The organism is Gulbenkiania mobilis (assembly GCA_004346645.1).
Classification (GTDB): domain Bacteria; phylum Pseudomonadota; class Gammaproteobacteria; order Burkholderiales; family Chromobacteriaceae; genus Gulbenkiania; species Gulbenkiania mobilis.
In genome coordinates, this window is sequence record SMDA01000003.1 from 340,077 (window position 1) to 363,543 (window position 23,467).

At 62.1% G+C, this 23,467-nt stretch carries 24 protein-coding genes and 1 tRNA gene; 8 read left to right on the forward strand and 17 right to left on the reverse strand.

What is annotated here, in order from left to right:
* Positions 1–6: 6 nt before the first annotated feature.
* Positions 7–1,104, reverse strand: a complete 1,098-nt coding sequence (queG, locus tag EV669_RS06565; protein WP_132098196.1) for a tRNA epoxyqueuosine(34) reductase QueG — start codon at positions 1,102–1,104, stop codon at positions 7–9.
* Here queG and tsaE point away from each other — a divergent pair.
* Positions 1,103–1,597, forward strand: a complete 495-nt coding sequence (gene tsaE / locus EV669_RS06570; RefSeq protein ID WP_132098197.1) for a tRNA (adenosine(37)-N6)-threonylcarbamoyltransferase complex ATPase subunit type 1 TsaE — start codon at positions 1,103–1,105, stop codon at positions 1,595–1,597. The two genes, queG and tsaE, sit on opposite strands and share 2 nt — an antisense overlap.
* Entirely contained in the window at positions 1,558–2,799 is a 1,242-nt protein-coding gene (locus tag EV669_RS06575) for an N-acetylmuramoyl-L-alanine amidase (protein WP_132098198.1), read from the forward strand. The genes tsaE and EV669_RS06575 overlap by 40 nt, the downstream gene beginning before the upstream one ends.
* Before the next feature lie 70 nt (positions 2,800–2,869).
* On the opposite strand, the gene yacG is transcribed toward EV669_RS06575, so the two are convergent.
* The 7 genes from yacG to EV669_RS06610 all read right to left on the reverse strand — a co-directional run bounded on the left by yacG (position 2,870) and on the right by EV669_RS06610 (position 9,524).
* Complete coding sequence (yacG, locus tag EV669_RS06580) at positions 2,870–3,070, reverse strand: DNA gyrase inhibitor YacG (RefSeq protein WP_132098199.1); 201 nt, start codon at positions 3,068–3,070, stop codon at positions 2,870–2,872.
* A gap of 23 nt (positions 3,071–3,093) precedes the next feature.
* Positions 3,094–3,852 carry a cell division protein ZapD gene (gene zapD / locus EV669_RS06585; protein ID WP_054284471.1) on the reverse strand — a complete coding sequence of 253 codons (759 nt, stop codon included), beginning with the start codon at positions 3,850–3,852 and terminating at the stop codon, positions 3,094–3,096.
* Positions 3,853–3,889: 37 nt separating this feature from the next.
* A complete protein-coding gene (coaE, locus tag EV669_RS06590; RefSeq protein WP_132098200.1) occupies positions 3,890–4,513 on the reverse strand; it encodes a dephospho-CoA kinase in 624 nt (207 codons plus the stop codon).
* Positions 4,506–5,369: a prepilin peptidase gene (locus EV669_RS06595; protein WP_055433203.1), complete on the reverse strand. Its 864-nt coding sequence runs from the start codon at positions 5,367–5,369 to the stop codon at positions 4,506–4,508. Before EV669_RS06595 ends, coaE begins: the two co-directional genes overlap by 8 nt.
* Positions 5,369–6,592, reverse strand: coding sequence for a type II secretion system F family protein (locus EV669_RS06600; RefSeq protein ID WP_054284468.1), 1,224 nt, complete (start codon positions 6,590–6,592; stop codon positions 5,369–5,371). Before EV669_RS06600 ends, EV669_RS06595 begins: the two co-directional genes overlap by 1 nt.
* A 47-nt stretch (positions 6,593–6,639) precedes the next feature.
* Positions 6,640–8,349, reverse strand: a complete 1,710-nt coding sequence (pilB, locus tag EV669_RS06605) for a type IV-A pilus assembly ATPase PilB (RefSeq protein ID WP_055433204.1) — start codon at positions 8,347–8,349, stop codon at positions 6,640–6,642.
* 200 nt (positions 8,350–8,549) lie between these two features.
* Complete coding sequence (locus EV669_RS06610) at positions 8,550–9,524, reverse strand: porin (protein ID WP_132098201.1); 975 nt, start codon at positions 9,522–9,524, stop codon at positions 8,550–8,552.
* 376 nt (positions 9,525–9,900) lie between these two features.
* Here EV669_RS06610 and EV669_RS06615 point away from each other — a divergent pair, with 376 nt between their 5' ends.
* Entirely contained in the window at positions 9,901–11,328 is a 1,428-nt protein-coding gene (locus EV669_RS06615; RefSeq protein ID WP_132098202.1) for a cryptochrome/photolyase family protein, read from the forward strand.
* Positions 11,329–11,389: 61 nt separating this feature from the next.
* Here EV669_RS06615 and EV669_RS06620 read toward each other — a convergent pair whose 3' ends face one another.
* Positions 11,390–11,713 (reverse strand): ComEA family DNA-binding protein, encoded by a 324-nt coding sequence (locus EV669_RS06620; protein ID WP_054284464.1) that lies wholly within the window; start codon positions 11,711–11,713, stop codon positions 11,390–11,392.
* A 58-nt stretch (positions 11,714–11,771) separates the two neighbouring features.
* Positions 11,772–12,590, reverse strand: a complete 819-nt coding sequence (locus tag EV669_RS06625; protein ID WP_132098203.1) for a cytochrome C assembly family protein — start codon at positions 12,588–12,590, stop codon at positions 11,772–11,774.
* A gap of 109 nt (positions 12,591–12,699) precedes the next feature.
* On the opposite strand from EV669_RS06625, the gene ffh reads away from it, so the two are divergent.
* The 3 genes from ffh (at position 12,700) to purB (ending at position 16,437) form a co-directional block, all read left to right on the forward strand.
* Entirely contained in the window at positions 12,700–14,052 is a 1,353-nt protein-coding gene (gene ffh / locus EV669_RS06630; RefSeq protein ID WP_132098204.1) for a signal recognition particle protein, read from the forward strand.
* 46 nt (positions 14,053–14,098) lie between these two features.
* A complete protein-coding gene (locus EV669_RS06635) occupies positions 14,099–15,001 on the forward strand; it encodes an ATP-grasp domain-containing protein (protein WP_132098205.1) in 903 nt (300 codons plus the stop codon).
* Between the two features lie 65 nt (positions 15,002–15,066).
* On the forward strand, positions 15,067–16,437 hold the full coding sequence (gene purB, locus EV669_RS06640; protein ID WP_055433210.1) for an adenylosuccinate lyase: 1,371 nt from the start codon (positions 15,067–15,069) through the stop codon (positions 16,435–16,437).
* A gap of 216 nt (positions 16,438–16,653) precedes the next feature.
* Here purB and EV669_RS06645 read toward each other — a convergent pair.
* The 6 genes from EV669_RS06645 to EV669_RS06670 form a co-directional block, all read right to left on the reverse strand.
* A tRNA-Met gene (locus EV669_RS06645) sits at positions 16,654–16,730 on the reverse strand.
* 99 nt (positions 16,731–16,829) lie between these two features.
* Complete coding sequence (locus EV669_RS06650; RefSeq protein ID WP_054284459.1) at positions 16,830–17,651, reverse strand: undecaprenyl-diphosphate phosphatase; 822 nt, start codon at positions 17,649–17,651, stop codon at positions 16,830–16,832.
* A 79-nt stretch (positions 17,652–17,730) separates the two neighbouring features.
* Entirely contained in the window at positions 17,731–18,363 is a 633-nt protein-coding gene (locus EV669_RS06655; RefSeq protein ID WP_054284458.1) for a thiol:disulfide interchange protein DsbA/DsbL, read from the reverse strand.
* Positions 18,364–18,379: 16 nt separating this feature from the next.
* Positions 18,380–19,096, reverse strand: a complete 717-nt coding sequence (locus tag EV669_RS06660) for an SPOR domain-containing protein (protein WP_054284457.1) — start codon at positions 19,094–19,096, stop codon at positions 18,380–18,382.
* 53 nt (positions 19,097–19,149) lie between these two features.
* A complete protein-coding gene (locus EV669_RS06665; protein WP_132098206.1) occupies positions 19,150–20,652 on the reverse strand; it encodes a YifB family Mg chelatase-like AAA ATPase in 1,503 nt (500 codons plus the stop codon).
* Positions 20,653–20,664: 12 nt separating this feature from the next.
* Entirely contained in the window at positions 20,665–20,952 is a 288-nt protein-coding gene (locus tag EV669_RS06670) for an accessory factor UbiK family protein (protein WP_132098207.1), read from the reverse strand.
* Between the two features lie 259 nt (positions 20,953–21,211).
* Between EV669_RS06670 and glnK the strand changes: the two genes are divergently transcribed.
* Positions 21,212–21,550, forward strand: a complete 339-nt coding sequence (glnK, locus tag EV669_RS06675; RefSeq protein WP_054284757.1) for a P-II family nitrogen regulator — start codon at positions 21,212–21,214, stop codon at positions 21,548–21,550.
* 73 nt (positions 21,551–21,623) lie between these two features.
* Positions 21,624–22,892: an ammonium transporter gene (locus EV669_RS06680; protein WP_404810847.1), complete on the forward strand. Its 1,269-nt coding sequence runs from the start codon at positions 21,624–21,626 to the stop codon at positions 22,890–22,892.
* A 141-nt stretch (positions 22,893–23,033) separates the two neighbouring features.
* Here the strand turns inward: EV669_RS06680 and EV669_RS06685 are convergent, their stop codons facing one another.
* On the reverse strand, positions 23,034–23,456 hold the full coding sequence (locus EV669_RS06685) for a ClpXP protease specificity-enhancing factor (protein WP_054284453.1): 423 nt from the start codon (positions 23,454–23,456) through the stop codon (positions 23,034–23,036).
* Positions 23,457–23,467 lie beyond the last annotated feature (11 nt).

Sequence of the window (23,467 nt, forward strand, 5' to 3'; positions counted from 1 at the left end):
GGCTGTTCAGCCGGCTGCGCCTTCTTTTCCCCTTCGGTCATGCCGGGCAAGTGCCCAGGCCACGTGCTCCCGTACCAGCGCGGACGGATGGTTGCGTCGCAAGGCTAGGGCGGCCAATACTTCCGGGGTGGAGGGTGCATTTCCCAGCCCGATGGCGAGGTTGGACAGCCATTTCTCGTAGCCGATGCGCCAGATGGGGCTGCCCGCCATCCGCAGGCGGAAGGTTTCCTCAGTCCAAGTGAAAAGTTCGGCCAAGGTGCTGTTGTCCAGCCCATGTCTGACCGCGAAGTCTCCCTCCCTGGTCGGCACGGCAAACCGGTTCCACGGGCATACCAGCTGGCAGTCGTCGCATCCGTACACTCTGTTGCCGATCAAGGGCCGCAAGGGCTCCGGGATCGGGCCCTTCAGCTCTATGGTGAGATACGAGATACAACGCCGTGCATCCACCTCGTAGGGCGCGACAATCGCTCCGGTAGGGCAAACCTCGATGCAGCGGGTGCAACGGCCACAGTGACCCGCCTCGGAGGCGTCTTCCGGCAACGGCAGGTCGGTGAGAATTTCTCCCAGGAAAAACAGCGACCCTTCGGAGCGGTTGAGCAGCAGCGTGTGCTTGCCCCGCCACCCCATTCCGGCCTGGGCGGCCAGCGCCACTTCCGCCACCGGCGCACTGTCGGTGAACACCCGATAACCATGCTGGCCCACCGCCTGCGTCACCTTTTCGGCCAACCTCTGTAACCGGTTGCGCAAGACCTTGTGATAGTCCCGCCCCAAGGCATACCGCGAGATATAGGCCCGGCTGCCGTCCGCCAGCACCGCTTCGGCCGGTGCCGCCTCTGCGGGCCAGTAGTTCATACGCACTGAAATCACCGACAGGGTGCCTGGCACCAATTCTGCCGGGCGCAACCGCAGCGCCCCATGCCGGGCCATGTAGTCCATTTCGCCGTGATAGCCCTTCTCCAGCCAGCGCGCCAGGCGCTGTTCGGCCTCGGGCGGCAGGGCAGCCCGGCTGATCCGGGCATCGGCGAAGCCGTCTTCCCGCGCCCAGTCTTTGATTTGCCGGGCCAATTCGCGATAATTCGCGTTTTCGGAACGAGGTAGGGTCATGGGGGGCGATGATAACAGCGTTGTGGACGGTTACCTGAAGGACGAGCAGGCCACGCTTGCCTTGGGTGCAACAGTGGCCCGACACCTGCCGTCAGGCGGAGTAATCTATCTTCTGGGGGACCTGGGGGCGGGCAAGACCACCTTCACCCGTGGGCTGCTCAATGGTCTGGGACATATTGGCCGTGTGAAGAGCCCGACCTATACTCTTGTCGAAACTTACACGCCGACCCCGGTGCTGACGCTCCATCATTTCGACCTCTACCGTTTCGGTGACCCGATGGAGTGGGAGGACGCCGGGTTTCGCGACTACTTCGGCCCGGACACCCTCTGCATCGTGGAATGGCCGGAGAAGGCCGCCGGCGCACTGCCTCCGGCAGACCTGACTTTGCAATTGACCGTAGAAGGCACAGGCCGTCATTATTGCCTGACCGCCGGCACGCCCACAGGAACAGCATGTCTTCGCACGATTTCGACCCCTCCCGCCGTCGGCTGATCGGCGCGGCCGCCGCCACCATTCTCCTGTCGGTGAGCCGGGCCGGGTTTGCTGCGGCCAACCAGGTAGTGGCGCTGCGCGTCTGGCCTTCATCCACCTATACCCGCCTGACACTCGAGGCCAGCGACAGCCTGAAGTTCAGGCACTTCCTCATGAGTGACCCCTCACGCCTGGTGGTGGACATCGAGGGCGTACAGATCAATGGCATCCTGAAGGATATCGGCAGCCAGATCCAGCAGGCTGACCCCTTCATCCGTTCGGCCCGCGCTGGCCAGTTCAATAGCGACACGGTCCGCGTGGTACTGGATCTCAAGTCCGACATCAAGCCCCAGGTCTTCACCCTGCCTCCGGTGGCTGAATACCGGCATCGGCTGGTGGTCGACCTCTTCCCCGCAGCGCCCCAGAACGACCCCTTGCTCAGCCTGCTCGAAGACTACAACAAGGGCACCATCGACCGTCTGCCCGAGCCCCCTGCCCGTCCGCGCGGCCGCCCCGGACAGCAGCGGCCGCTGGTCATCATGCTAGACCCGGGGCACGGCGGCGAGGACCCGGGCGCCATCGGTCCGTCCGGCGTACAGGAGAAGGATGTGGTACTGCGCATCGGCAAGCAGCTCAAGCGTCTGATCGACGGCGAGCGCAACATGCGTGCCTTCATGACGCGGGAGGAAGACGTGTTTATCCCGCTGGGCGTGCGCGTAGCCAAGGCACGCAAGCTCAATGCCGACCTGTTCATCTCGCTGCATGCCGATGCCTTCATCACCCCTACGGCCCGCGGATCTTCGGTTTTCGCACTGTCCGAAAAGGGGGCCACCAGCACGGCAGCCAAATATCTGGCGCAGACACAGAACGCGGCCGACCTGATCGGCGGGGTCAAGATCGACACCAAGGACCGCTACCTAGCCCACACCCTGCTGGACCTGACACAGACGGCTACCATCAACGACAGCCTGAAGCTGGGCAAAGCCGTGCTGGGACAGCTGGGCGACCTCAACAAACTGCACAAGGAGCGGGTGGAGCAGGCAGGATTTGCAGTGCTGAAGGCGCCGGACATCCCCTCCATCCTGGTGGAAACGGCCTTCATCAGCAATCCGGAGGAAGAAAGGCGCCTGGTCGATAGTGGGTTCCAGCAGGATGTGGCCAAGGCGATCTTGGGCGGGGTGCGCAGCTACTTTGCCCAAGGGGCAGCTATCGCGCGTATCTGAGCGACCTCCCATACAGCCAGAACGCCCCGCATGAGCGGGGCGTTTTTACTGCCTCTTGCAAGTGCAAGGACTAGTGCGTACCCGGCCCTTCGCTGGGGGGCTCGTCACCCGAAGCCGCCACACGGTAGCGCTCCTCGGCCCACTGGCCAAGGTCGATCAGCTTGCACCGCTCGCTGCAGAAGGGGCGGTAAGGACTGTGCGCCCCCCATTCGACCGGCGTGCGGCAGATCGGGCAGGCGACAACGGTTGCGGCAGGAGAGGAGGATGTCATGTCGGAGTAAAGGAGGCCAGGCCTCAGAACTTGCAACTGGTCAGGGCAAACTCGACATCCAGCTCGGTCTGGCGGGGCCGGGTTTCGCCGGTCACGGCGCTGATGAAACGGATGTTGAGCGCGTACTTGTTGGCCGAAAGCTCAGGCAACACGCCCAAGGTCTCGTCGTAGCCTACGCGGATCAGCTGTACCAGCTTCCCACCTGACATCTGCTGGAAGCTGCCATGGCGCGCCACATAACTATGTGTCTTGCCACTGTCACGCAGCAGCTTGAGCAGGATGCGGGACGCTTCGGCCGTGGGGCGCAATGGGGCCACCCAGCGTGTCAGATCGCACCGGCGCGCCTCCGCAGGTTTCTGCTGCCATAGATAGTAGGAGGGCAGGTCAAACTGGCAGGTACCCCCGGGAATGCCTGCGCGCTGCTTGATCGCCATCAGCCATTCGTTTTCCCGCAGGTGCTGACCGAACTTGCCCGTCAGGTCCAGCAGACCCAGGGTAGTGCGCTCAATGTCTTCCAGCACGCCTTCGAGCGTGTCCTCGGCTACTTCCGGATTGTTGCGCCAACCCTCCAGCACCTGCTTTTGGCGCTCCAGCTCCTGCAGGAGATCCGCCTTGAGGTCGGCACGCGAGGCCGTTTCCATCAGCTCGAACAGCACGAGCAGAGCCGCATGGTGTTCGAAGGGGTGATCACGGGCAATGAAGAAATCAAGCCGGGCATACAGCTGCTCGAGCCGCAGCAAACTGCGGGTGCGCTCGGTGACGGGAAATTCGAAACTGATCACAGCAGATCTGCCCTGTCTGGTGGCTGGTTGACCAGCCTTATTGCGGGGTCTTGGCGAAGTTCGCTAGATAATAATGGTGTTTGTCGTCCACTTGAAGCATGAGTTCCTCCAGCGCGCCGTTATTGACGATGACATCGTCCGCCCGCGCCAGGCGCTCCGCTCTCGGCAGTTGTGCCGCCATGATGGCTGCGACAGCTTCTTGGCTCAATCCGTTGCGCCGCATCACTCGCTCCTTCTGCAGAGCCTCGTCGCAATCGACCACCAGCGTGCGCGCCAGCCAAGGCTGATAATGACCGGTTTCGAACAGGAGGGGCACTACCAGCACGCGGTAGGGTCCTCCGGACTGTGAGAGCGCTTCGAAACTTGCCTGACGAATCATTGGATGCAAAATGGCTTCCAGGACCTTACGGACCGCGGGATCCGCAAACACCCGCTGGCGCATGACGGTTCGGTCCAGTGCCCCATTGGCGGACTGCACCCCGGGGCCGAAGGCCTGGAGGATGGCCGGCATCGCCGCACCGTCCGGCCCGGTCAAGTCATGGGCAATCTGATCGGTATCCACCACCGGTATCCCATGCGCGGCAAAGCGGTCTGCCACCGCGCTCTTGCCCGAACCGATACCACCGGTGAGCCCGATCACGGGAATGTCTGGTTTAGCCATGCAGATACCATGCAAGAAACGGCGACCCCCACAGCAGGGCCACCCAACCGGCCACGGCCAGATAGGGGCCGAACGGCAGCGGCTGTCCACGACCGTGCCGCGCCATGAGGATCAGCGCGACCCCAAATACTGCCCCCACCACCGAAGACAAGAGAATGATAAGGGGCACCTGCACCCAGCCCAGCCAGGCCCCCAATGCCGCCAGCAGTTTGAAATCCCCGTAACCCATGCCCTCCTTGCCGGTGGCCAGACGGAAGGCCCAGTACACGCTCCACAGGAGGCCGTAGCCCAGCATGGCGCCCAGCACGGCATCTTCCAGTGGAACGCGCCCGGTGTAGAGGTTGAAGGCCAGCCCCAGCCAGAGGAGCGGCAGCGTCAGGTTATCTGGGAGAAGGTGGGTGTCGGCATCAATGAAAGCCAGCGCAATCAGGAAGGCGGTGAAAGCGGCATAACCGACAAAAGCGATTCCGGCCCCGTAATGGTAAGCCAGCAAGGCAAACAGGCCACCCGTGAGGGCCTCCACCATGGGGTAGCGCCAGCTAATGGGTGCCCGACATGCAGCACACCGGCCACGCAACACTGCAAAGCCAGCCAGAGGGATGTTGTGCCAGGGACGGATGGCGCTACCGCAAGCTGGGCAGGCCGATCTGGGCGTCCACAAGGAGTAGGCAGCCCCCGAGGCAGGGGCGTCTCCCATGCCATAGGCGGCACATTCCATGCGCCAGTGCGCTTCCAGCATCCTGGGCACCCGGTGGATGACCACATTCAGAAAGCTGCCGATCACCAACCCCAGCATCAGGGCCAGCACCACGAAAACGGAGGGGTTGGCCGAAAGGAGCGCAAGCAGTTCCGCCATCAGCCCACCACCTGCCCCATCTTGAAGATTGGCATGTACATGGCGATCACCAGCCCGCCGATCAGCACACCCAAGATAATCATGATCAGGGGCTCGAGCAGACTGGACAGGGCAGCCACCGCGTTGTCGACTTCTTCCTCATAAAAGTCGGCCACCTTGTCGAGCATGCTGTCGAGCGAGCCCGACTCCTCGCCAATCGACGTCATCTGCAGCACCATGTTGGGGAACAGGTCGGTACGCTGCATCGAGAAGCTGAGACTGGAGCCGGCGCTGACATCACTCTGCACCTGCTTGGTAGCCTCGGCATACACCTGGTTGCCCGAGGCCCCGCCGACCGAGTCGAGCGCTTCCACCAAGGGCACGCCGGCCGTGAACAGCGTGGACAGGGTCCGGGCCCAGCGGGCAATGGTCGCCTTGCGCACGATGTCGCCCAGCACCGGCAGCCGCAGTATCAGGGCATCCATTTTTTCACGCAGCGCCGGGCTACGTTTGAACAGGGTAACGATGGCCACGATGCCCCCGATCAGCCCGCCGAAGATCAGCCACCAGTAGTTCACGAACAGGTCCGACAGCCAGATCACTACCAGCGTTGGGGCCGGCAGGTCTGCGCCGAAGCTGGAAAAAAGCTCCTTGAAGGCGGGAATCACGTAAATCATGATCACCGCCGTAATGATGAAGGCCGTGGCGATGATGGCAGTGGGGTAGATCATGGCGGATTTAATCTTTCCCTTCACCGCCATCACCTTTTCCTTGTAGGTGGCCAGCTTGTCCAGCAGGGAATCGAGCACGCCCCCGGTTTCGCCGGCCGCGATGATGTTGACGAACAGCTTGTCGAAATAGACCGGGCGCTTGCTGAAGGCCTCGGCAAGGCTGGAGCCCGCCTCCACGTCCGCCCGCACTTCCAGCAGCATCCGCGTCACCGCCGGATTGCCATGCCCCTTGGCGGCGATGTCGAAAGCCTGCAGCAAGGGAACACCTGCACGCATCATGGTGGAAAGCTGTCGCGTGAACAGGGTGATGTCCTTCTCAGTGATCCGTCGCCCAAACCCCCTGCGGCGCTTGACCTTGACGACAGTGATGCCCTGACGGCGCAGCTGGGTCTTGGCCACAGCCTCGGTTTCCGCACGCATTTCGCCCCGGATCACCTTGCCTGCGCGGTCCTTGCCTTCCCACTCCCAGATATAGCCGGGAGCCCGCTCATTTTTCTTGTTCGACGTCGCCATGTTGTTCCAACCGTCTTTCTTCGCCCTGTTCGGGGTTGCCTGCCCTGTCAGTCATTGGTGACGGCCACCACCTCAGCCAGCGAAGTGATGCCATGTCGCACCTTGATGAGACCGGCATGACGCAGATCGATCATGCCTTCGCGCAGTGCCAGGTCTTGGATGTCCACTGCCGTTCCGTTCTGCATGATCAGGCGAGTCATGGCTTCCGTGATGGGCATCACCTCGTACAACCCCACCCGTCCTCGGTAACCGGTATCACGGCATTCACCGCAGCCCACGGGTCCATAGGGCTGCCAGCTGCCATCGAGCTGCGCCTCTGAAAAGCCTGCGCGCAGCAGCGCCTCCCGCGGGATGTCCACTGGTGCCTTGCAATGGTTGCACAGTTTGCGGGCCAGGCGTTGGGCCATGATCAACAAAACCGAACTGGCCACGTTGAATGGCGCGACCCCCATGTTGAGCAGACGTGTCAGTGTGGCCGGGGCGTTATTGGTGTGCAGGGTGGAAAACACCATATGCCCCGTCTGGGCCGCCTTGATGGAGATGTCCGCCGTCTCGAAGTCCCGGATTTCCCCCACCATGATCACATCAGGATCCTGTCGCAGAAACGCCTTCAATGCCGAGGCGAAGGTCAGCCCAGCCCGTTCGTTCACGTTGACCTGGTTGATGCCCGGCAGGTTGATTTCCACCGGATCTTCCGCCGTCGAGATATTGATGTTGGGCTTGTTGAGGATGTTAAGACAGGTATAGAGCGACACCGTCTTGCCGCTACCCGTCGGGCCGGTAACCAGCACCATGCCATAGGGGCGCTGGATCGCCTCCATCAGCAGGGTCTTCTGTTCGGGCTCAAAGCCAAGTTGGTCGATGTCCAGCGTGGCAGCGGACTGATCCAGAATCCGCATCACGATCTTCTCGCCGTACAGCGTCGGCAGCGTGCTCACCCGGAAATCGATAGCGCGATGTTTGGACAACACCAGCTTCAGGCGACCGTCCTGTGGTACCCGCTTTTCCGAGATGTCCAGCCGGGAGATGACCTTGATACGTGAAGCGATCTTGTCCTTCAGCAGGAGCGGCGGCTGGGCCACTTCCTTGAGTTCTCCGTCCACCCGATAACGGATGCGGTAGAACTTCTCGTAGGGCTCAAAATGGATATCGGAAGCGCCGCCGTTCACCGCATCCAGCAGCACCTTGTGGATGAACTTGACGACGGGCGCATCTTCCACCTCGCTCTGCAGCGTTTCGCCAGCCGGCTCCTCGTCAGGATTGGCAAACTCCAGCTCACCGAAGTCTTCGTTGTCCAGCTCCCGGATGGCCGAGGTAGCCTCCTGCCGATACCGCTCCACCACCTTGGAGAGTTTGTCATCCTCTACGATCACGACTTCGATCGACAGCCCCGTCTTGAAGGTGATGGCATGAAACGCCGAAGTCTGCGTGGGGTCGGAGGTGCCGATAAACAAGCGATTACTGCGTTTGAAGAGCGGAATCAGGCGTCGACTGCTGACCAGTTCCTCGTCGATCAGACCCTTGGGTAGTTGCTCGGGGTCGATCGCATTCAGATCCAGCAAGGGGAAACCGAACAGGCGTGACGCAAACAGCGCCACTTCCAGTGCCGTCATCTTCTTGCTCAGCACCAGTTGCTCGACAAAACTCAGATTGGCTGCCTGAGCCTGCCGCTGAATGGCCTCTGCATCCGGCAGCAGCAAGGCATTGTTCTGGACCAGGGCCCGGCCCAACCCGGAGACCGCCGACAAGGTATCCATGCGAGGAACGACAACTCCGAAAGATGTAAGAGGAAAGGCGAACGTCACCGCTTGCGTACGTCATGCCGCAGCCATTATACGGCCGAACAGGGCGCTGGCCCATATGCCTTTGTGCCCTCTTGCATGAGGCGAGAAGAGGCCCCTAGAAAATGAAAAAGCCGCCTTGCGGCGGCTTTCATTCAGATCAGTCCGGAAACTGATTAGAAGGAGTGTACTACGTTGAAGCCAACGGTACGAACGTCGTCGTCTTTGCCGTCGAAGTTCAGCTTGCCGTAGGACAGCTGACCAACGGTACGCTTGGAGAAGGCGTAGTCAACACCAACCACGTACTGTTTGTAGTCGCTGTTGTCGATGGTGTCGCCACCAATTTCCTTCATGTTCCAGCCTTTGGCCAGGGAGAACTTCGGCGTGAAGGCACCCATGGTGTAACCAACGGTCAGAGCCGCTTCGCGGGTCTTAACTTCATCAGCACCCAGCCAGCCGAAGTCACCCTTGGTTTGCTGGTAGCCCAGGCCCACGAACAGGTTGTTGGCATCGTAGCCGGCTTCTACGCGGTGTACTTGGCCAGTTTTGTTGTCGCCGTACTGGTCAGCGTTGCGCTGGTAGGCGTACGAAGCGAAGATACCGTTGGCGTTGTAGTCGATGCCAGCGTAGGTGGTGTGACGGTTGTTGCCGTCGTTGCGCTCTTCGTCAACACCGTGACCAACGTTGAACTTCACGCCGCCGAAGTCCGGGCTGTCGTAGCGAACGGAGTTAGCCAGACGGTAACCAGTACGGGTGAACAGGCTCAGACCTTGAGCGTCGGAGTTGTATTCCCACAGGTCGATCAGGCCCAGGTCGTTCAGGGAGTTGTTGATGTAACCCAGACGGACCTTACCGAAGCTACCTTCCATACCCAGGAACGACTGACGGGTGCCGAACGAGGTGCCTTCGCCGCTGTCCACAGCGATCTTGGACTCAACCTGCCACAGGGCCTTCAGGCCGTTGCCCAGGTCTTCGGTGCCCTTGAAGCCGATACGGGAACCGTAGTCTTCAACCAGGTTGTTGGAACCAGCTTCGCCAACTTTGGTGTTTTCAACACCGGCTTTGATCTTGCCGTAGATTACAACGTCTGCCAGCGACAGAGTCGGGATAGCAGCAGCAGCTACAGCCAGAGCGATCAGCTTCTTGTTCATCGCTATATCCTTTCAAGTCATTCAAGTGAGAGCCCGATTCCGACCGATTGAAGCCGAACGGGCCGGGCATCTGGGATCGCCATGTGGTCTGACGATTCTGAGCGGACTATAAATCCGACGTTGTGGAAATACAAAACCGGGCGGCAGCGCCTTGCGGCCGCCTGAAGAGTTTTTGCAACAAAAAAAGCTAAGTCTTTGTTATATAAAGAGATATGAAAACGTCGGTTTTGTTGTCTGTTTGCAACACATACGCTTCAGAAGGGTAAAAGTGTTGCATAAAAGTCAAAACAGCCCTTGAACAAGCCCAGCAAACCGCCCGCCTTTTCCTTGTTCAGTGCCACAATCCACGCCCTGCTTCGAGAAGATAACCCCCAGCATGGAACACCTTCCTTGCCTTTCTACGCCGACCACCCTGTGCTGGTTGCGACGTGACCTGCGCCTGCACGACCATCACGCCCTGGCGCACGCTCTCAAGACGAACCGTCCGGTCGTGTGCGTCTTTCTTTTTGATGAGGCCATCCTGCACGGCCTGCCGGAAACAGACCGGCGCGTGGACTTCTTCTACCGGGCTCTGGAAGAGATCCAGAGTGCGCTGCGTGCTTGCGGCAGCGAGCTTGTCAGCGTCAGTGGCCATGCTGAGGAGGCCCTGCCCGCCTTGGCAAGGCGTCTTGGCGCTCAGGAAGTGGTGGCAGCGCGAGACTATGAGCCGGGGGCACGCAGCCGCGATGCGCTGGTGGGCGCGCGCTTGGCCGAAGCCGGCTGCACCCTCACTCTGGTCAAGGATCAGGTGGTGTTTGAAACAGATGAGATCCTAACGCGCACCGGCAAGCCCTTCACCGTGTTCACCCCTTACAAGAAGGCTTGGCTGGCACGGCTGACGGCAGGAGACCTGAGCCCGCATGCGGTCGATCTTGCCCGGGCGCGTCTGCAGCCTTTGCCCCCTTTGCCGCTCCCCTCGCTGGAAAGCCTGGGGTTCGCCCGTGTGGACTGGGAGACGCTGCACGTGAAGACAGGCGCAGCGGGCGCCGAAGCCCTGGTGGCCGATTTCCTGCTCCGTATGGACCGTTACAAGACGCAGCGGGATTATCCCGCCATCAAGGGGCCGTCCTATCTCTCTCCTCATTTGCGTTTTGGCACCGTTTCCGTACGCGAATTGGCACGTCTTGCCTGGGAGAATGGCTCGGAAGGTGCAGCCACCTGGCTGTCGGAACTGATCTGGCGGGAGTTCTACCAGCAGTTGCTGTGGCATTTCCCGCAGGTGGCGGAAGAAAGCTTCCGGCCGGAGTACCGTGCCCTCTCGTTTGAAAACAACCCTGAATGGTTTGCGGCCTGGCGCGAGGGGCGCACAGGCTATCCGCTGGTGGATGCGGCCATGCGCCAACTGAACCAGACCGGCTACATGCACAACCGGCTGCGGATGGTGGCGGCGAGCTTTCTCGTCAAGGACTTGCTGGTCGATTGGCGCTGGGGTGAACGCTACTTTGCTGCACATCTGCTCGATTACGACCTGGCGGCCAACAATGGTGGCTGGCAGTGGGCGGCCTCGACCGGTTGCGATGCCCAGCCCTATTTCCGGATTTTCAACCCGGTAACCCAGTCACGGACCTTCGACCCCACCGGACGATTCATCCGTCGCTATGTGCCGGAGCTGGCCGGGCTGGACGATCAGGCCATCCACGCCCCTTGGTTGGCACGCGCCCTGCCTGCCGGCTTCCGGCTGGGCCAGCACTATCCCCGGCCGATCGTGGATCACGCCGAGCAGCGTACCCGGGCATTGGCGCTCTTCGGTCGCCCGGCCCCCTGAAACAAGAAAGCCCTGGCCGGCGACACCGGACAGGGCTTTCAATTTGATGAAGGTAAGCGGCTCAGGGTTTGACCGCTGCAGCAGGCTTGGCAGCGGCCGGGGCGGGCTTCTGTGCGGCCGGCTTGGCTGCACTCCCTACTACCACTTCCTTGCGCAACTTCTCCACGGTCTTGTCACCGAAGCCCGACACATTCTTCAGGTCGTCCACCGACTTGAAGGCGCCGTGCTTGGTGCGGTATTCGAGAATGGCCTTGGCCTTGACCGGGCCGATGCCGTTGAGGGTTTCCAACTCCGCCTGGCTGGCGGTGTTGAGATTGACGGCGGCGAAGGCGGACGTGGCCAGGAGCAGGCCGGCGGCCATCGACGCGAGCAGGGTCTTGATCATGTGACCTCCATTTCAAGAGTGAAAGAAAGGGTGGCCACGAAAATATGACGTTTAATTATTATTTTTGCAAGACCAACTCCAGCACTACCTTGCTGCCGATGTAGGCAAGCAACAAGAAGCCAAATCCCGAGAGTGCCCAGCGCACCGCGAGCTTGCCGCGCCAGCCTTTGAATTGCCGCCCCGCCAGCAGCGCACCGAAAATCAGCCACGACACCACGGCGAACACGGTCTTGTGTGTCAGCGCCGCAGGTTGGCCGAAGACCTCTTCGGAGAACACCACGCCCGACAGCAGAGACACCGTCAGCAGGAGAAAGCCCACCATGAGGATCTGGAACATCATCCGCTCCAGCGAGAGCAGCGGCGGCAGGTGACGCGCCAATGCCAGCGTCTGCTTGCGATGCAGCGCCTTGTCCAGGATCAGCATCAGGATGGCGACCATGGCTGCGATCGCGAACAGGCTGTAGGCCACCATCGATACCAGGATGTGCAGCGCAAACGCCGGATTGGACAGGTCGTGCACCACGTGGCTACCGGGGAACACCATGGCGAAGGCCAGGGTCACGATGGCGAAGGGCATCATGAAGAGCTGCAACCCTTCCACCCGATAAAAGAATCCGCACGTCCAGTAGATGAGGAGCATCAGCCACGCCACCACGGCCAGCGTGCGCCCCACGCCGAGCGACACCCAAGGCCCTTCGGCCAAGGGGGAAAGCACCGCGAAGGCATGCACCAGCAACACGAAGCCGAGCAGCGTATGTTCGCGCCGCGGGTGACGCGGCAGCAGGCCGCGACCGCGCCAGTGCCCGACGTAGTGCAGCGACAGCGTGGCATACACCAGCATCAGGGCGAGGGAGAGAACGACAAGAGGTGCAGTCATGGATGAATTGCTGTCAACGCCGGGCGCGCACCCGGTGGGTCGTGTAAAATGCGAGGCTTAAAAGTCTACACCAACCTGTATTCCGTTGGCAGACAGTAAAGGTGCCTACATGCTTGACAACCTGACCTCACGCCTCTCGGGCGTGATCAAAGAGCTGCGCGGCCAGGCGCGGCTGACCGAAACCAACATCCAGGACGCCATGCGCGAGGTGCGCATGGCGCTGCTCGAAGCCGACGTGGCCCTGCCGGTGGTGAAGGCATTCATCAGCCAGGTGAAGGAGCGCGCCCTCGGCCAGGAAGTCATGGGCAGCCTCACGCCGGGGCAGGCACTGATCGGCGTGGTGAACGACGAACTGACGCGCCTGATGGGCGAGAAGAACGACGCGCTCAACCTGTCGGCCGTTCCGCCTGCTGTAGTGCTGATGGCTGGCCTGCAGGGTGCGGGCAAGACCACGACCGTGGGCAAGCTCTCCAAGCTGCTCAAGGAGACGCAGAAAAAGAAGGTGCTGGTGGTTTCGGCCGACGTTTACCGCCCGGCGGCCATCGAACAGCTGCGCCTGCTGGCCGAGCAGGTGGGGGTGGAGTGGTTCCCCTCCGATGGCCAGCAAAAGCCCGTGGACATCGCACGAGCCGCCATCGACTACGCACGCCGGCATTACTTTGACGTGCTGATGGTGGACACCGCCGGTCGCCTCGCGATCGACGAGGCCATGATGGAGGAAATCAAGGCCCTGCATGCCGCGGTACAACCGGTGGAAACCTTGTTTGTAGTGGATGCGATGCAGGGCCAGGATGCGGTGAACACCGCCCAGGCCTTCAACGAGGCCCTGCCGCTGACCGGCGTCATCCTTACCAAGATGGACGGCGACGCCCGCGGCGGTGCAGCGCTGTCGGTGCGCCACATCACCGGCAAGCCGATCAAGTTCATCGGGGTGGGCGAAAAGCTGACCGGTCTGGAACCCTTCTATCCGGACCGGATCGCCAGCCGCATCCTTGGCATGGGCGACGTGCTGTCGCTGATTGAGGACGTACAGAAGGGGCTGGACCAGGCCGAAGCGGCCAAGATGGCCAAGAAGCTCAAGTCGGGCAAGGGCTTCGACCTGGAGGACTTCAAGGCCCAGATGCAGCAGATGAAGAACATGGGCGGCATGTCCAGCCTGATGGAGAAGATGCCCGGTCAACTCGGCCAGCTGGCCAAGGGGGTGCAAGGCGCCGAGGCCGAGAAGGCCATGCGCCGCATTGAGGGCATCATCAATGCCATGACGCCCGAGGAGCGGCGCAAGCCCGAACTGATCAAGGCCAGCCGCAAGCGCCGGATCGCGGCGGGGTCGGGCGTCACCGTGCAGGAAGTGAACCGCCTCCTCAATCAGTTCGAGCAGACGCAGAAGATGATGAAGCAGTTTTCCAAAGGCGGCCTCACCAAGCTGATGCGCGGCATGAAGGGCATGCTGCCGGGAATGTGATCGACACCAGACGGGCCATGGGCCCGTTTTTCTTGCAGATGATGTCATGACCTACGATGTGACCGTACTGACCGACCGGCGCTGGGTGCGCGAGGACGAAAACGACTGGTACAGCCGGCAGCTGCACACCGAGGACCGGCTAGTGCTGGAGGCGCTGCAACGGGCCGGCCTGCGCGCTGCGCGCCGCGCGTGGGACGACCCGGACTTCGACTGGAACACCACCCACGCTGCCCTCTTCCGCACCACTTGGGACTACTTCGACCGCTTCGCCGAGTTCTCTCCCTGGCTGGACAAGGTTGGCCGAAGCATACGGCTCTTCAATGAGGCCGCCCTGATCCGCTGGAACATCGATAAGCATTATCTGGGCGCCCTGGCAGAGTCTGGCATCAACACCGTCCCCACGTACTTCGTCGAGCGCGGCGACCCGCGTTCGCTGCTGAACGTGACGGCTGCGCTGGGCTGGGAAGATCTCATCCTCAAGCCGGCGGTGTCCGGAGCCGCCCGGCACACCTATCGTTTTGCCCACACCGAGACCGAAACACTGGAATGCACCTTCGGCGACCTGGTCGAGGCGGAAGCAATGATGCTGCAACCCTTCCAAGCGCAGGTGCTGGAGGCCGGCGAATTGTCGCTGATGGTGATCGATGGCAAGGTCACCCACGCCATCCGCAAGACACCGAAAAAGGGGGACTTTCGCGTGCAGGACGACCACGGCGGCAGTGTGCACCAACACACGCCTTCCGCGGAGGAAGCGCGTTTTGCCGAGGCCGCCGTGGCAGCCGTTCCCTTCGACGTGCTGTACGCGCGTGTGGATCTCGTACGCGACAACGCTGGCCAGCTGGCCATCATGGAACTGGAAATGATCGAACCCGAACTCTTCTTCCGGTTCTGTCCGGAGGCGGCAGACAGACTGGCGCACGGGCTGGCCCACCGGCTGGCCCGGCACTGACCCCCCTTTTCGTTTTTTCGTAGAAGCCCGGCCGGGCAACCGGCCCAACCTGGAAGCACCGAGTGATGAATCTGACCACGCTGACCGCCCTTTCCCCCCTTGACGGCCGCTACGCCGGCCAGGTCGAGCCGCTGCGCGCGCTGTTCTCCGAATACGGCCTGATGAAATTCCGTATCAAGGTGGAACTGGAGTGGCTGAAGATGCTGGCCGCAGAGCCCGGCATCGAAGAAGTGAAACCGTTCTCAGACGCCACCGTGCGCGAGATCGACGATGTCGTCGCCCAGTTCGGCGTCGAGCACGCAGAAGAAGTCAAGGCCATCGAAGCGCGCACCAACCACGACGTCAAGGCGATCGAATACTGGTTGAAGGAGCGGCTGTCGGGCAACCCGGAGGTGATGGCCGCCAGCGAGTTCATCCACTTCGCCTGCACGTCGGAAGACATCAACAACCTCAGCCATGCGCTGATGCTCAAGACCGCACGCAACACCGTACTGCTCCCGGTGCTCGACGAGGTGATCGGCAAGCTATCGACCATGGCGCACGAGCTGGCGGCCCAACCGATGATGAGCCGCACGCACGGCCAACCCGCCACGCCCAGCACGCTGGGCAAAGAGCTGGCCAACGTGGTCTACCGCCTGCAACGCCAGCGCGAGCAGCTGGTCCGTCAGGAAATTCTGGGCAAGATCAATGGGGCGGTCGGCAACTACAACGCCCATCTCGTCGCCTATCCCGCCGTGGACTGGGAGAGCCTGTGCGGACGCTTTGTGTCGGGACTGGGACTCACCTTCAACCCGTACACCATCCAGATCGAACCGCACGACTACATGGCCGAGCTCTATCAGACGATGGCGCGCATCAATACCATCCTGATCGACCTGAACCGCGACGTGTGGGGGTACATCTCGCTGGGTTACTTCAAGCAGCGCGTGGTGGCGGGTGAGGTGGGCAGTTCCACCATGCCCCACAAGGTCAACCCGATCGACTTCGAGAATGCTGAGGGCAATCTGGGCTTGGCCAATGCCATCCTCGGCCATCTGGCAGAAAAGCTCCCTGTGTCGCGCTGGCAGCGTGACCTGACCGACTCCACCGTGCTGCGTAACATGGGCGTGGGCTTCGGTTACACCCTGCTGGGGCTGCGTGCCTGTCTGAAGGGCCTGAACAAGCTGGAAGCCAACCCGGCCGCGCTGCTGGGCGACCTGGATGCCACTTGGGAACTCCTGGCCGAACCGATCCAGACGGTGATGCGCCGCTACGGCGTTCCCAACCCCTACGAACAGCTCAAGGAGCTGACCCGCGGCAAGGACGGCGTAACCCGGGAGACGCTGGCTGCGTTCATCCGCAATCTCGACATCCCGGAGACGGAGAAGACCCGCCTGCTCGAGCTGACTCCTGACAGCTACCTGGGCAAGGCAGAAGAGCTGGCGCGCCGCATCTGAAGGGCAGGTGCGGTTCGTTCAGACGAAACCCCGGCGTGCCGGGGTTTTTCATTGGCTGTTGCAGGGCTTGCCAGCAAGGAAGGCAAAAAAAAGCCTGTCCGGCACAAAGGCTGGACAGGCGGGATGACTTGAAGGCTGAAACAGGCAAAAATCAAGGCCACGCATCAGCGTGGCCTTGATTTGTATTCGTGGTGCCAGGCACCGCTCTGAGAGGACTGGTTGCGGGGGCAGGATTCGAACCTACGACCTTCGGGTTATGAGCCCGACGAGCTACCAGACTGCTCCACCCCGCGTCCGTTTCAGAGATTTGAATTATACGGATGACCCCTAGGGTCGTCAACACTTTGTTTCATCTTTTTTGCAATGGTCGCTCACCCGTACCCGGTGGTGTGTCACGACTGCCACGTCACCCATCCGAAATGGCCGGTGAGAAGGATCAGCACGCCAAAGACGATGCGGTACCAGCCAAAGGCTTCAAAGGTATGCTGGGAGACGTAACGGATCAGTCCGCGTACCGCGAAGAAGGCACTGACGAAGGCAGCAGCAAAGCCTACGGCGAACACCGGCAGGTCGGCCGAAGAGAACAGCGCCCAGTTCTTGTAGACATCGTAGACGGTGGCGGCAAACATCATCGGTACGGCAAGGAAGAAGGAAAACTCGGCCGCTGTCCTGCGGTCCAGCCCTGAGAGCATGCCGCCGATGATGGTCGCCCCCGAACGGGAGGTACCGGGCACCAGCGCCGCAATCTGGGCAATGCCGACCTTTAATGCGTCTTTCCAGGTCATGTCGTCGACGGAATGCACCCTTGCCACCCAGGTCTTGCGTTCCACCATCAGCAGGATCACCCCGCCGACGATCAGCGCCATGGCCACACTCGGCGCATTGAAAAGATGGGCCTTGATCGCCTTGATGAACAGGAAACCGCACAGGGCGGCAGGGAGAAAGGCCACGAACAGGTTGAACACGAACCGGTTGGCCTGAGGATCGCGGCCGATGCCGGCGGCCGCTGACAGAAAGCGCGCGCGGTACTCCCACAGCACAGCCAGGATAGCCCCGAGCTGGATCACCACCTCGAACACCTTTCCACTATCACTGTTGAACCCGATCAGGTCCCCCACGACGATCAGATGCCCGGTACTGGAAATGGGAAAAAACTCGGTTAATCCTTCGACGATCCCCAGCAACAATGCCTTGGCCAGCAGCAATACGTCCACAACCCATCCTTTTTCTTTTTGATGTCAAAAACAAAGGCAGCCCGGGCTGCCTTTGCGGTATATGCCCGTATCCGGGCGCTTACTTGGCCAAGCCCTCCTTACGGGCTTTGACGATCAGCTCGTCAACTACCTGCAGCAGCCGCTCGGGCGCAGCAGCCATGGTGGCGTATTTGCCAGCCACAACGATGGTCGGCGTACCCTCGATGCCGTAATCACGGGTCATCTTGGTGGCACGCGTCACCTGCGCATTGGTACCAAAGGACTGGTACACCTGCATAAAGCGCGCCACATCGATGCCCTGCCGGCCTTTCAGCCAGCCGGTCAGCACCTTTTCATCCCCGAGGTTGATCTTCTGCTGCATGACCGCATCGAAGACCGGGCGATGCAGAGTGGCCTGCGCGCCAGTGGTGTTAAGGGTGGCAAACAGGCGGGCAAAGCCTTCCATCGGCTTCTCCCACACGATTTGCTCGCGGCGGAAGCTCACGTCGGCAGGGAGGCGTTTTTCCCAGGAGGCGAGGAAGGGCTCCAGGTGATAGCAATGAATGCAGGTGTAGGAGAAGAACTCGATCACCTCCACCTTGCCTTTAGCGGCCGAGGGCTGGGGATTGGCCAGCACGGTGTAATCCTTGTTCAGCACAATGGCGGCCTGCGCAAGGCCTGCCGTTGCAACCATCACTGCCGCCAGTGCGGCTTTCTTGAAATTCCAGTTCATCGACTCTCCCGGCTTCTTATTTGACGACAGTGGCACTGATGCCGTTTTGCTTGAGCTGGGCGCGCACGCGCTCCATGTCTTCCTGGGAGCCGAAGGGGCCCACGCGGACCCTGTGGATCAGCCCCTTCTCGGGCAGTTCCACCGACTGGATGCGGGCCTCGACCCCCAGCAGCGCCAGCTTGGCCTTCAGGTTGTCGGCCTCGTCCTCATGCTGGAACGCGCCCAGCTGCAGCAGCCAGCGTTGGGCAGCCGGCGCGGGGGAAGGTTCCTTCTTGGCAGGCTCCGGCGAGGCGTCGATCTGGCCGGGCAGAATCTTGTAGAAATCGAAGCGCTGCCCGTCGGCCCCGCTGGCTTCTTTCTGGGGCGCGGGCGTCACAGGCTTGGTCGCCGGGGTGGCGGGAGGGGGAGCGGGCGTATCCAGGTTGGCCGAAGCGGCAGAAGAAGGCGGCAAGGCCGCGACCGGTGGGGCATCTTCGATGCGCGGCCCCGGCTGCAGCACCTCCGGTGGGGCCTCGGAGGCCGCCCCGCGACGCTCCAGCTTCTGCAGGTTGGTGAAGGGGGTGCCAGAGCGGTTGAGGTACATGGCGATGCCTACGGCCACCGCCACACCGATGATGAGGCCGATCATCAGCCCGGTCATCAGGTTGCCCCCGCTCCTGCTCTTGGGCTTGCCGGCGGTCCGGCTGCGGGCAGCGGCCGGACGGGCGCTGCCTTTTACATCTCGTGTTGCCATATGTGAATACCGCTGAATGCTGTGTGATGGTTAACGACCCCGTAAGCAGGGTTCTATTTGTCCGGCAGGCCGGCGCGTCGCAACTGGACGGCCTGCAAAATGGTGGTCCGGTCTATGGTGGTCGCCCCGGCAAGGTCTGCCAGGGTGCGGGCCACCCGCAAGATACGATGATAGCTGCGGGCAGACAAGCTGAGCCGTTCTACCACCTGCGCCAGCGTGAACAGTGCGGCCTCTTCGGCCAACCCATGATGTTCTACCTCTGCGCCGCTTAGGGCTGCGTTCGGCTTTCCCTGACGGTCCAGCTGCCGTTGCCGCGCTTGGGCGACCCGGGCACGCACCTGTTCGCTGCCCTCTCCCGGCCGGCTGTCCTTCAGTTCGGCGGCCGTCAGCGACGGGACTTCGACATGCAGGTCGATACGGTCCAGAAGCGGGCCCGAGATTTTACCGCGATATCGCTGAACCTGCTCGGGCGTACAGCAGCAACGGCCGGAAGGGTGGCCAAGATAGCCACACGGGCACGGGTTCATTGCGGCCACCAGCTGGAACCGGGCTGGGAAGCTGGCCTGATGGGTGGCACGCGAGATATGGATCACCCCGCTTTCGATCGGCTCGCGCAGCACCTCCAGCACCTTGCGGTCGAATTCAGGCAGTTCATCCAGGAAGAGGACACCATGATGCGCAAGGCTGATTTCGCCCGGACGGGGTGGACTGCCACCCCCGACCAGGGCCACGGCCGAAGCAGTGTGGTGCGGCGAGCGGAAGGCACGCACGCCCCAAGGGCTGGGCTCTGCCGGCTGGCCGGCCAACGAGCGCAAGGCAGCGCTCTCCAGCGCCTCCTCCTCGGTCATGGGAGGCAGCAGGCCAGGCAGTCGGCTGGCGAGCATCGACTTGCCGGTTCCAGGCGGCCCCATCAGCAACAGGCTGTGTCCGCCAGCCGCCGCGACTTCCAGAGCGAAGCGTGCGCCAGGCTGGCCCCGCACGTCGGCCAGATCGGGCATGGACTGAATCATGTCCGCCTTGAGCGGGGCAGCATACTCCAAGGCGTGCAATCCGTTCAGATGGGCCGCCACGGCGCACAGGTCCGTGGCCTCGTACACGGTGGCGGATGCCATGCGGGCGGCCTCTCCGGCACTTGTCGGAGGAAGGATAAAGGCACGACCGTCCCGCGCAGCCTGCCATACCATGGCCAGCGCGCCCCGCACCGGACGCAACGTGCCGTCCAGAGCGAGCTCGCCGGCCATTTCGTAGGCAGACAGACCCTCGCCACGCACCTGACCGCTGGCTACGAGGATGCCCAGGGCGATGGGCAGATCGAAACGGCCAGAGTCCTTGGGTAGGTCGGCCGGCGCCAGATTCACCGTGATCTTACGGGCAGGAAACTCGAAGCCCGAGGTGGAGATGGCCGCGCGTACCCGATCGCGGCTTTCCTTCACTTCGGTATCGGCCAGGCCGACGATATTGAAGGCGGGTAGACCGTTGGCCAGATGGACTTCCACGGTAACCGCCGGGGCAGCCATTCCGGCCAACCCACGGCTCAGGATACGCGCCAGCGCCATGACAGGACCGGATCAGGAATGGCCTTGGCTAGCCTGGGCTTCCACCAGCTCTTCGGCGCGCGCCGGAGAGAGCTCGGCCTCCAGCTTGGCAAGACGGACTTCCAGCAGCATCAGCTGTTCTCGCGTACGGGCCAGCACCTCCTGTTGGACGTCGAATTCCTCGCGGGTGACCAGATCCAGCCGGGAGAAGGTGGACGCCATCATGGCCTTCACATTCTTTTCGATGTCGCGGGCGGGGCTGGCTGCGATGGTATCGCTGATCTTGGCGCTGATTTCCTCGAACAGTTTCTGGCTAAGCATGGTGTTCCTCCTGGAGTTGGGTCGCGCGATGCGATGAGTGTAGCAAAACGGCTGGTGCGCTGCAGCGCGGGCGTGCCGCACCAGCTTGGTGCACTGGCCGGCGCGGTATGGACCGCCTTGGTGCCCGCCGCCCCTGTCCTGCCCCCTAATGCAGCCTGCGGGGGGCATGAACCGGCTTTTAAAGCTGGCACGGTTTCTGCAAAAGGCCGCCGCGACAGCAGAAACCATCAACCCAGGCACAGCCATACAAGGAGCAGGTATGAAACTGGTCAGCGCAATTATCAAGCCTTTCAAGCTTGACGAAGTCCGAGAGGCCCTCTCCGCAATAGGCGTTCAGGGCGTCACCGTCACCGAGGTCAAGGGTTTCGGCCGCCAGAAGGGGCACACCGAACTCTACCGGGGGGCGGAGTATGTGGTCGACTTCCTGCCCAAGGTAAAGCTGGAGATCGCCATCGACGATAGCTTGCTCGACCAGGTAGTAGAAGCCATTGAACGTTCGGCACGCACCGGCAAGATCGGGGACGGCAAGATCTTTGTCTACGACCTGGAGCAGGTGGTACGCATTCGGACCGGGGAAACCGGCGCAGCCGCTGTCTGAGCGGATACAAGAACGATATCAGGGGAACACAGAGATGAAGAAACTGGCTTACCTGGCGCCTGCGGCGCTATCGATGGCCCTGCCGGCTGTAGCGGCCGGCCCGACCGGACCCACGCTGGTGGATGCCTCCGCCGTCAGTGCAGGTGACACCGCCTGGATGCTCACCTCCACCGCACTGGTCCTATTCATGACCATTCCCGGCCTGGCGCTCTTCTATGGGGGCATGGTGCGAAAGAAGAACGTACTGGCCACGTTGATGCAGAGCTTCGCCATCTGCGCGCTGATGACGGTGCTGTGGACGGTGGCCGGCTACAGCCTGGCGTTCACACCGGGCAATGCCTGGATCGGCGGCACCGATCGTCTGCTGCTCGAAGGCCTCGCCTACCTCAAGGATACGGCCAAGCTGACCGTGCATCCGCTTGCGGGCACGATTCCCGAGTCGGTCTTCATGATGTTCCAGATGACTTTCGCCATCATCACACCGGCCTTGATCACCGGGGCTTTTGCCGAGCGCATGAAGTTCTCGTCGATGATGGTGTTCATGGCGCTGTGGTCTTTCCTGGTCTATGTCCCGGTGGCGCACTGGGTCTGGGCACCAGGCGGCTGGATGGCGGACAAGGGCGTGCTGGATTTCGCTGGTGGTACGGTTGTGCACATCAATGCCGGGATCGCCGGGCTGGTGGCAGCCCTGGTGCTGGGCAAGCGCGTAGGCTTCGGCCGGGAAGCGATGCCGCCGCATAACCTGATCCTGACGCTGATCGGTGCGTCGATGCTGTGGGTGGGTTGGTTCGGCTTCAATGCCGGCTCCGCCGTGGCCGCAGACGGCCGTGCCGGGATGGCGATGATGGTGACGCAGATCGCAACCGGCATGGCGGCGCTCGCCTGGATGGCAGCGGAGTGGCTCGCCAAGGGCAAGCCCTCGGTGCTGGGGATTGCCTCGGGAGCGGTTGCCGGGCTGGTGGCCATCACTCCCGCAGCCGGCTTCGTAGACGCAAAGGGTGCACTGGCGATCGGGCTTGTGGCGGGCGTGGTGTGCTACTGGGGCGCGACCGGACTGAAACATGCCCTGGGTTACGACGACTCGCTGGATGCCTTCGGGGTCCACGGCGTAGGCGGCATCGTCGGCGCGCTCCTGACGGGTGTGTTCGCGGTCAAGGACATCGGCGGCGTTGATGGCAGTCTGCTTACCCAGGCCATTGGCGTGGGCGCTACAGTGGTCTACTGCGGCGTGGTCACCTTCGTGCTGCTAAAGCTGATCGATCTGGTGATGGGTCTGCGGGTCAGCGAGGAAGAAGAGCGCGAAGGGCTGGACGTGGTGCTGCACGGCGAGCGCGTCGAATAAAACGGTTTTCTTGTTGTGGTAAGGGACTTACGGGCGCTTCGGCGCCCGCTTTTTTCCTCGCACCTCCCCAGCACAAAAAAGGTTGGCCGAAGACTACGCTTCGGCCAACCTTGCTGCTTTCTACGGCGGCTAAGGCAGCGCTTACTTCACCACGCGCAGATGGGGGCGCCCACCGGGACGGGGGGGCTCATCCTCAGGCTCTGTCGGCGGGGGCGCGTCCGGTACGGGTGCCGGACGGGCGGCCACGGGCTGTTTTTCCACCTCGAAGCCCATGCCCTCGCCGGTTTCCCGGGCAAAGATCGACACCACGTTGCCCACGGGTACCCAGATTTCACGGGATTGCCCCCCGAAACGGGCTGAGAAGGAAACCCAGTCGTTTTCGATCCGGAAGTCCTTGGTAGCGCCATAGCCCACGTTGAGCACGATCTCATTGTTCTGCACGTACTCGCGGGGCACGTCGGTATTTTCGTCCACCCACACCACCATGTAGGGGGTGTGTCCATTGTCGGTGCACCATTCGTGCAGGGCCCGCAGGAGGTAAGGCTTGGTACTCGTGGCGCTCATGGCGAAGACTC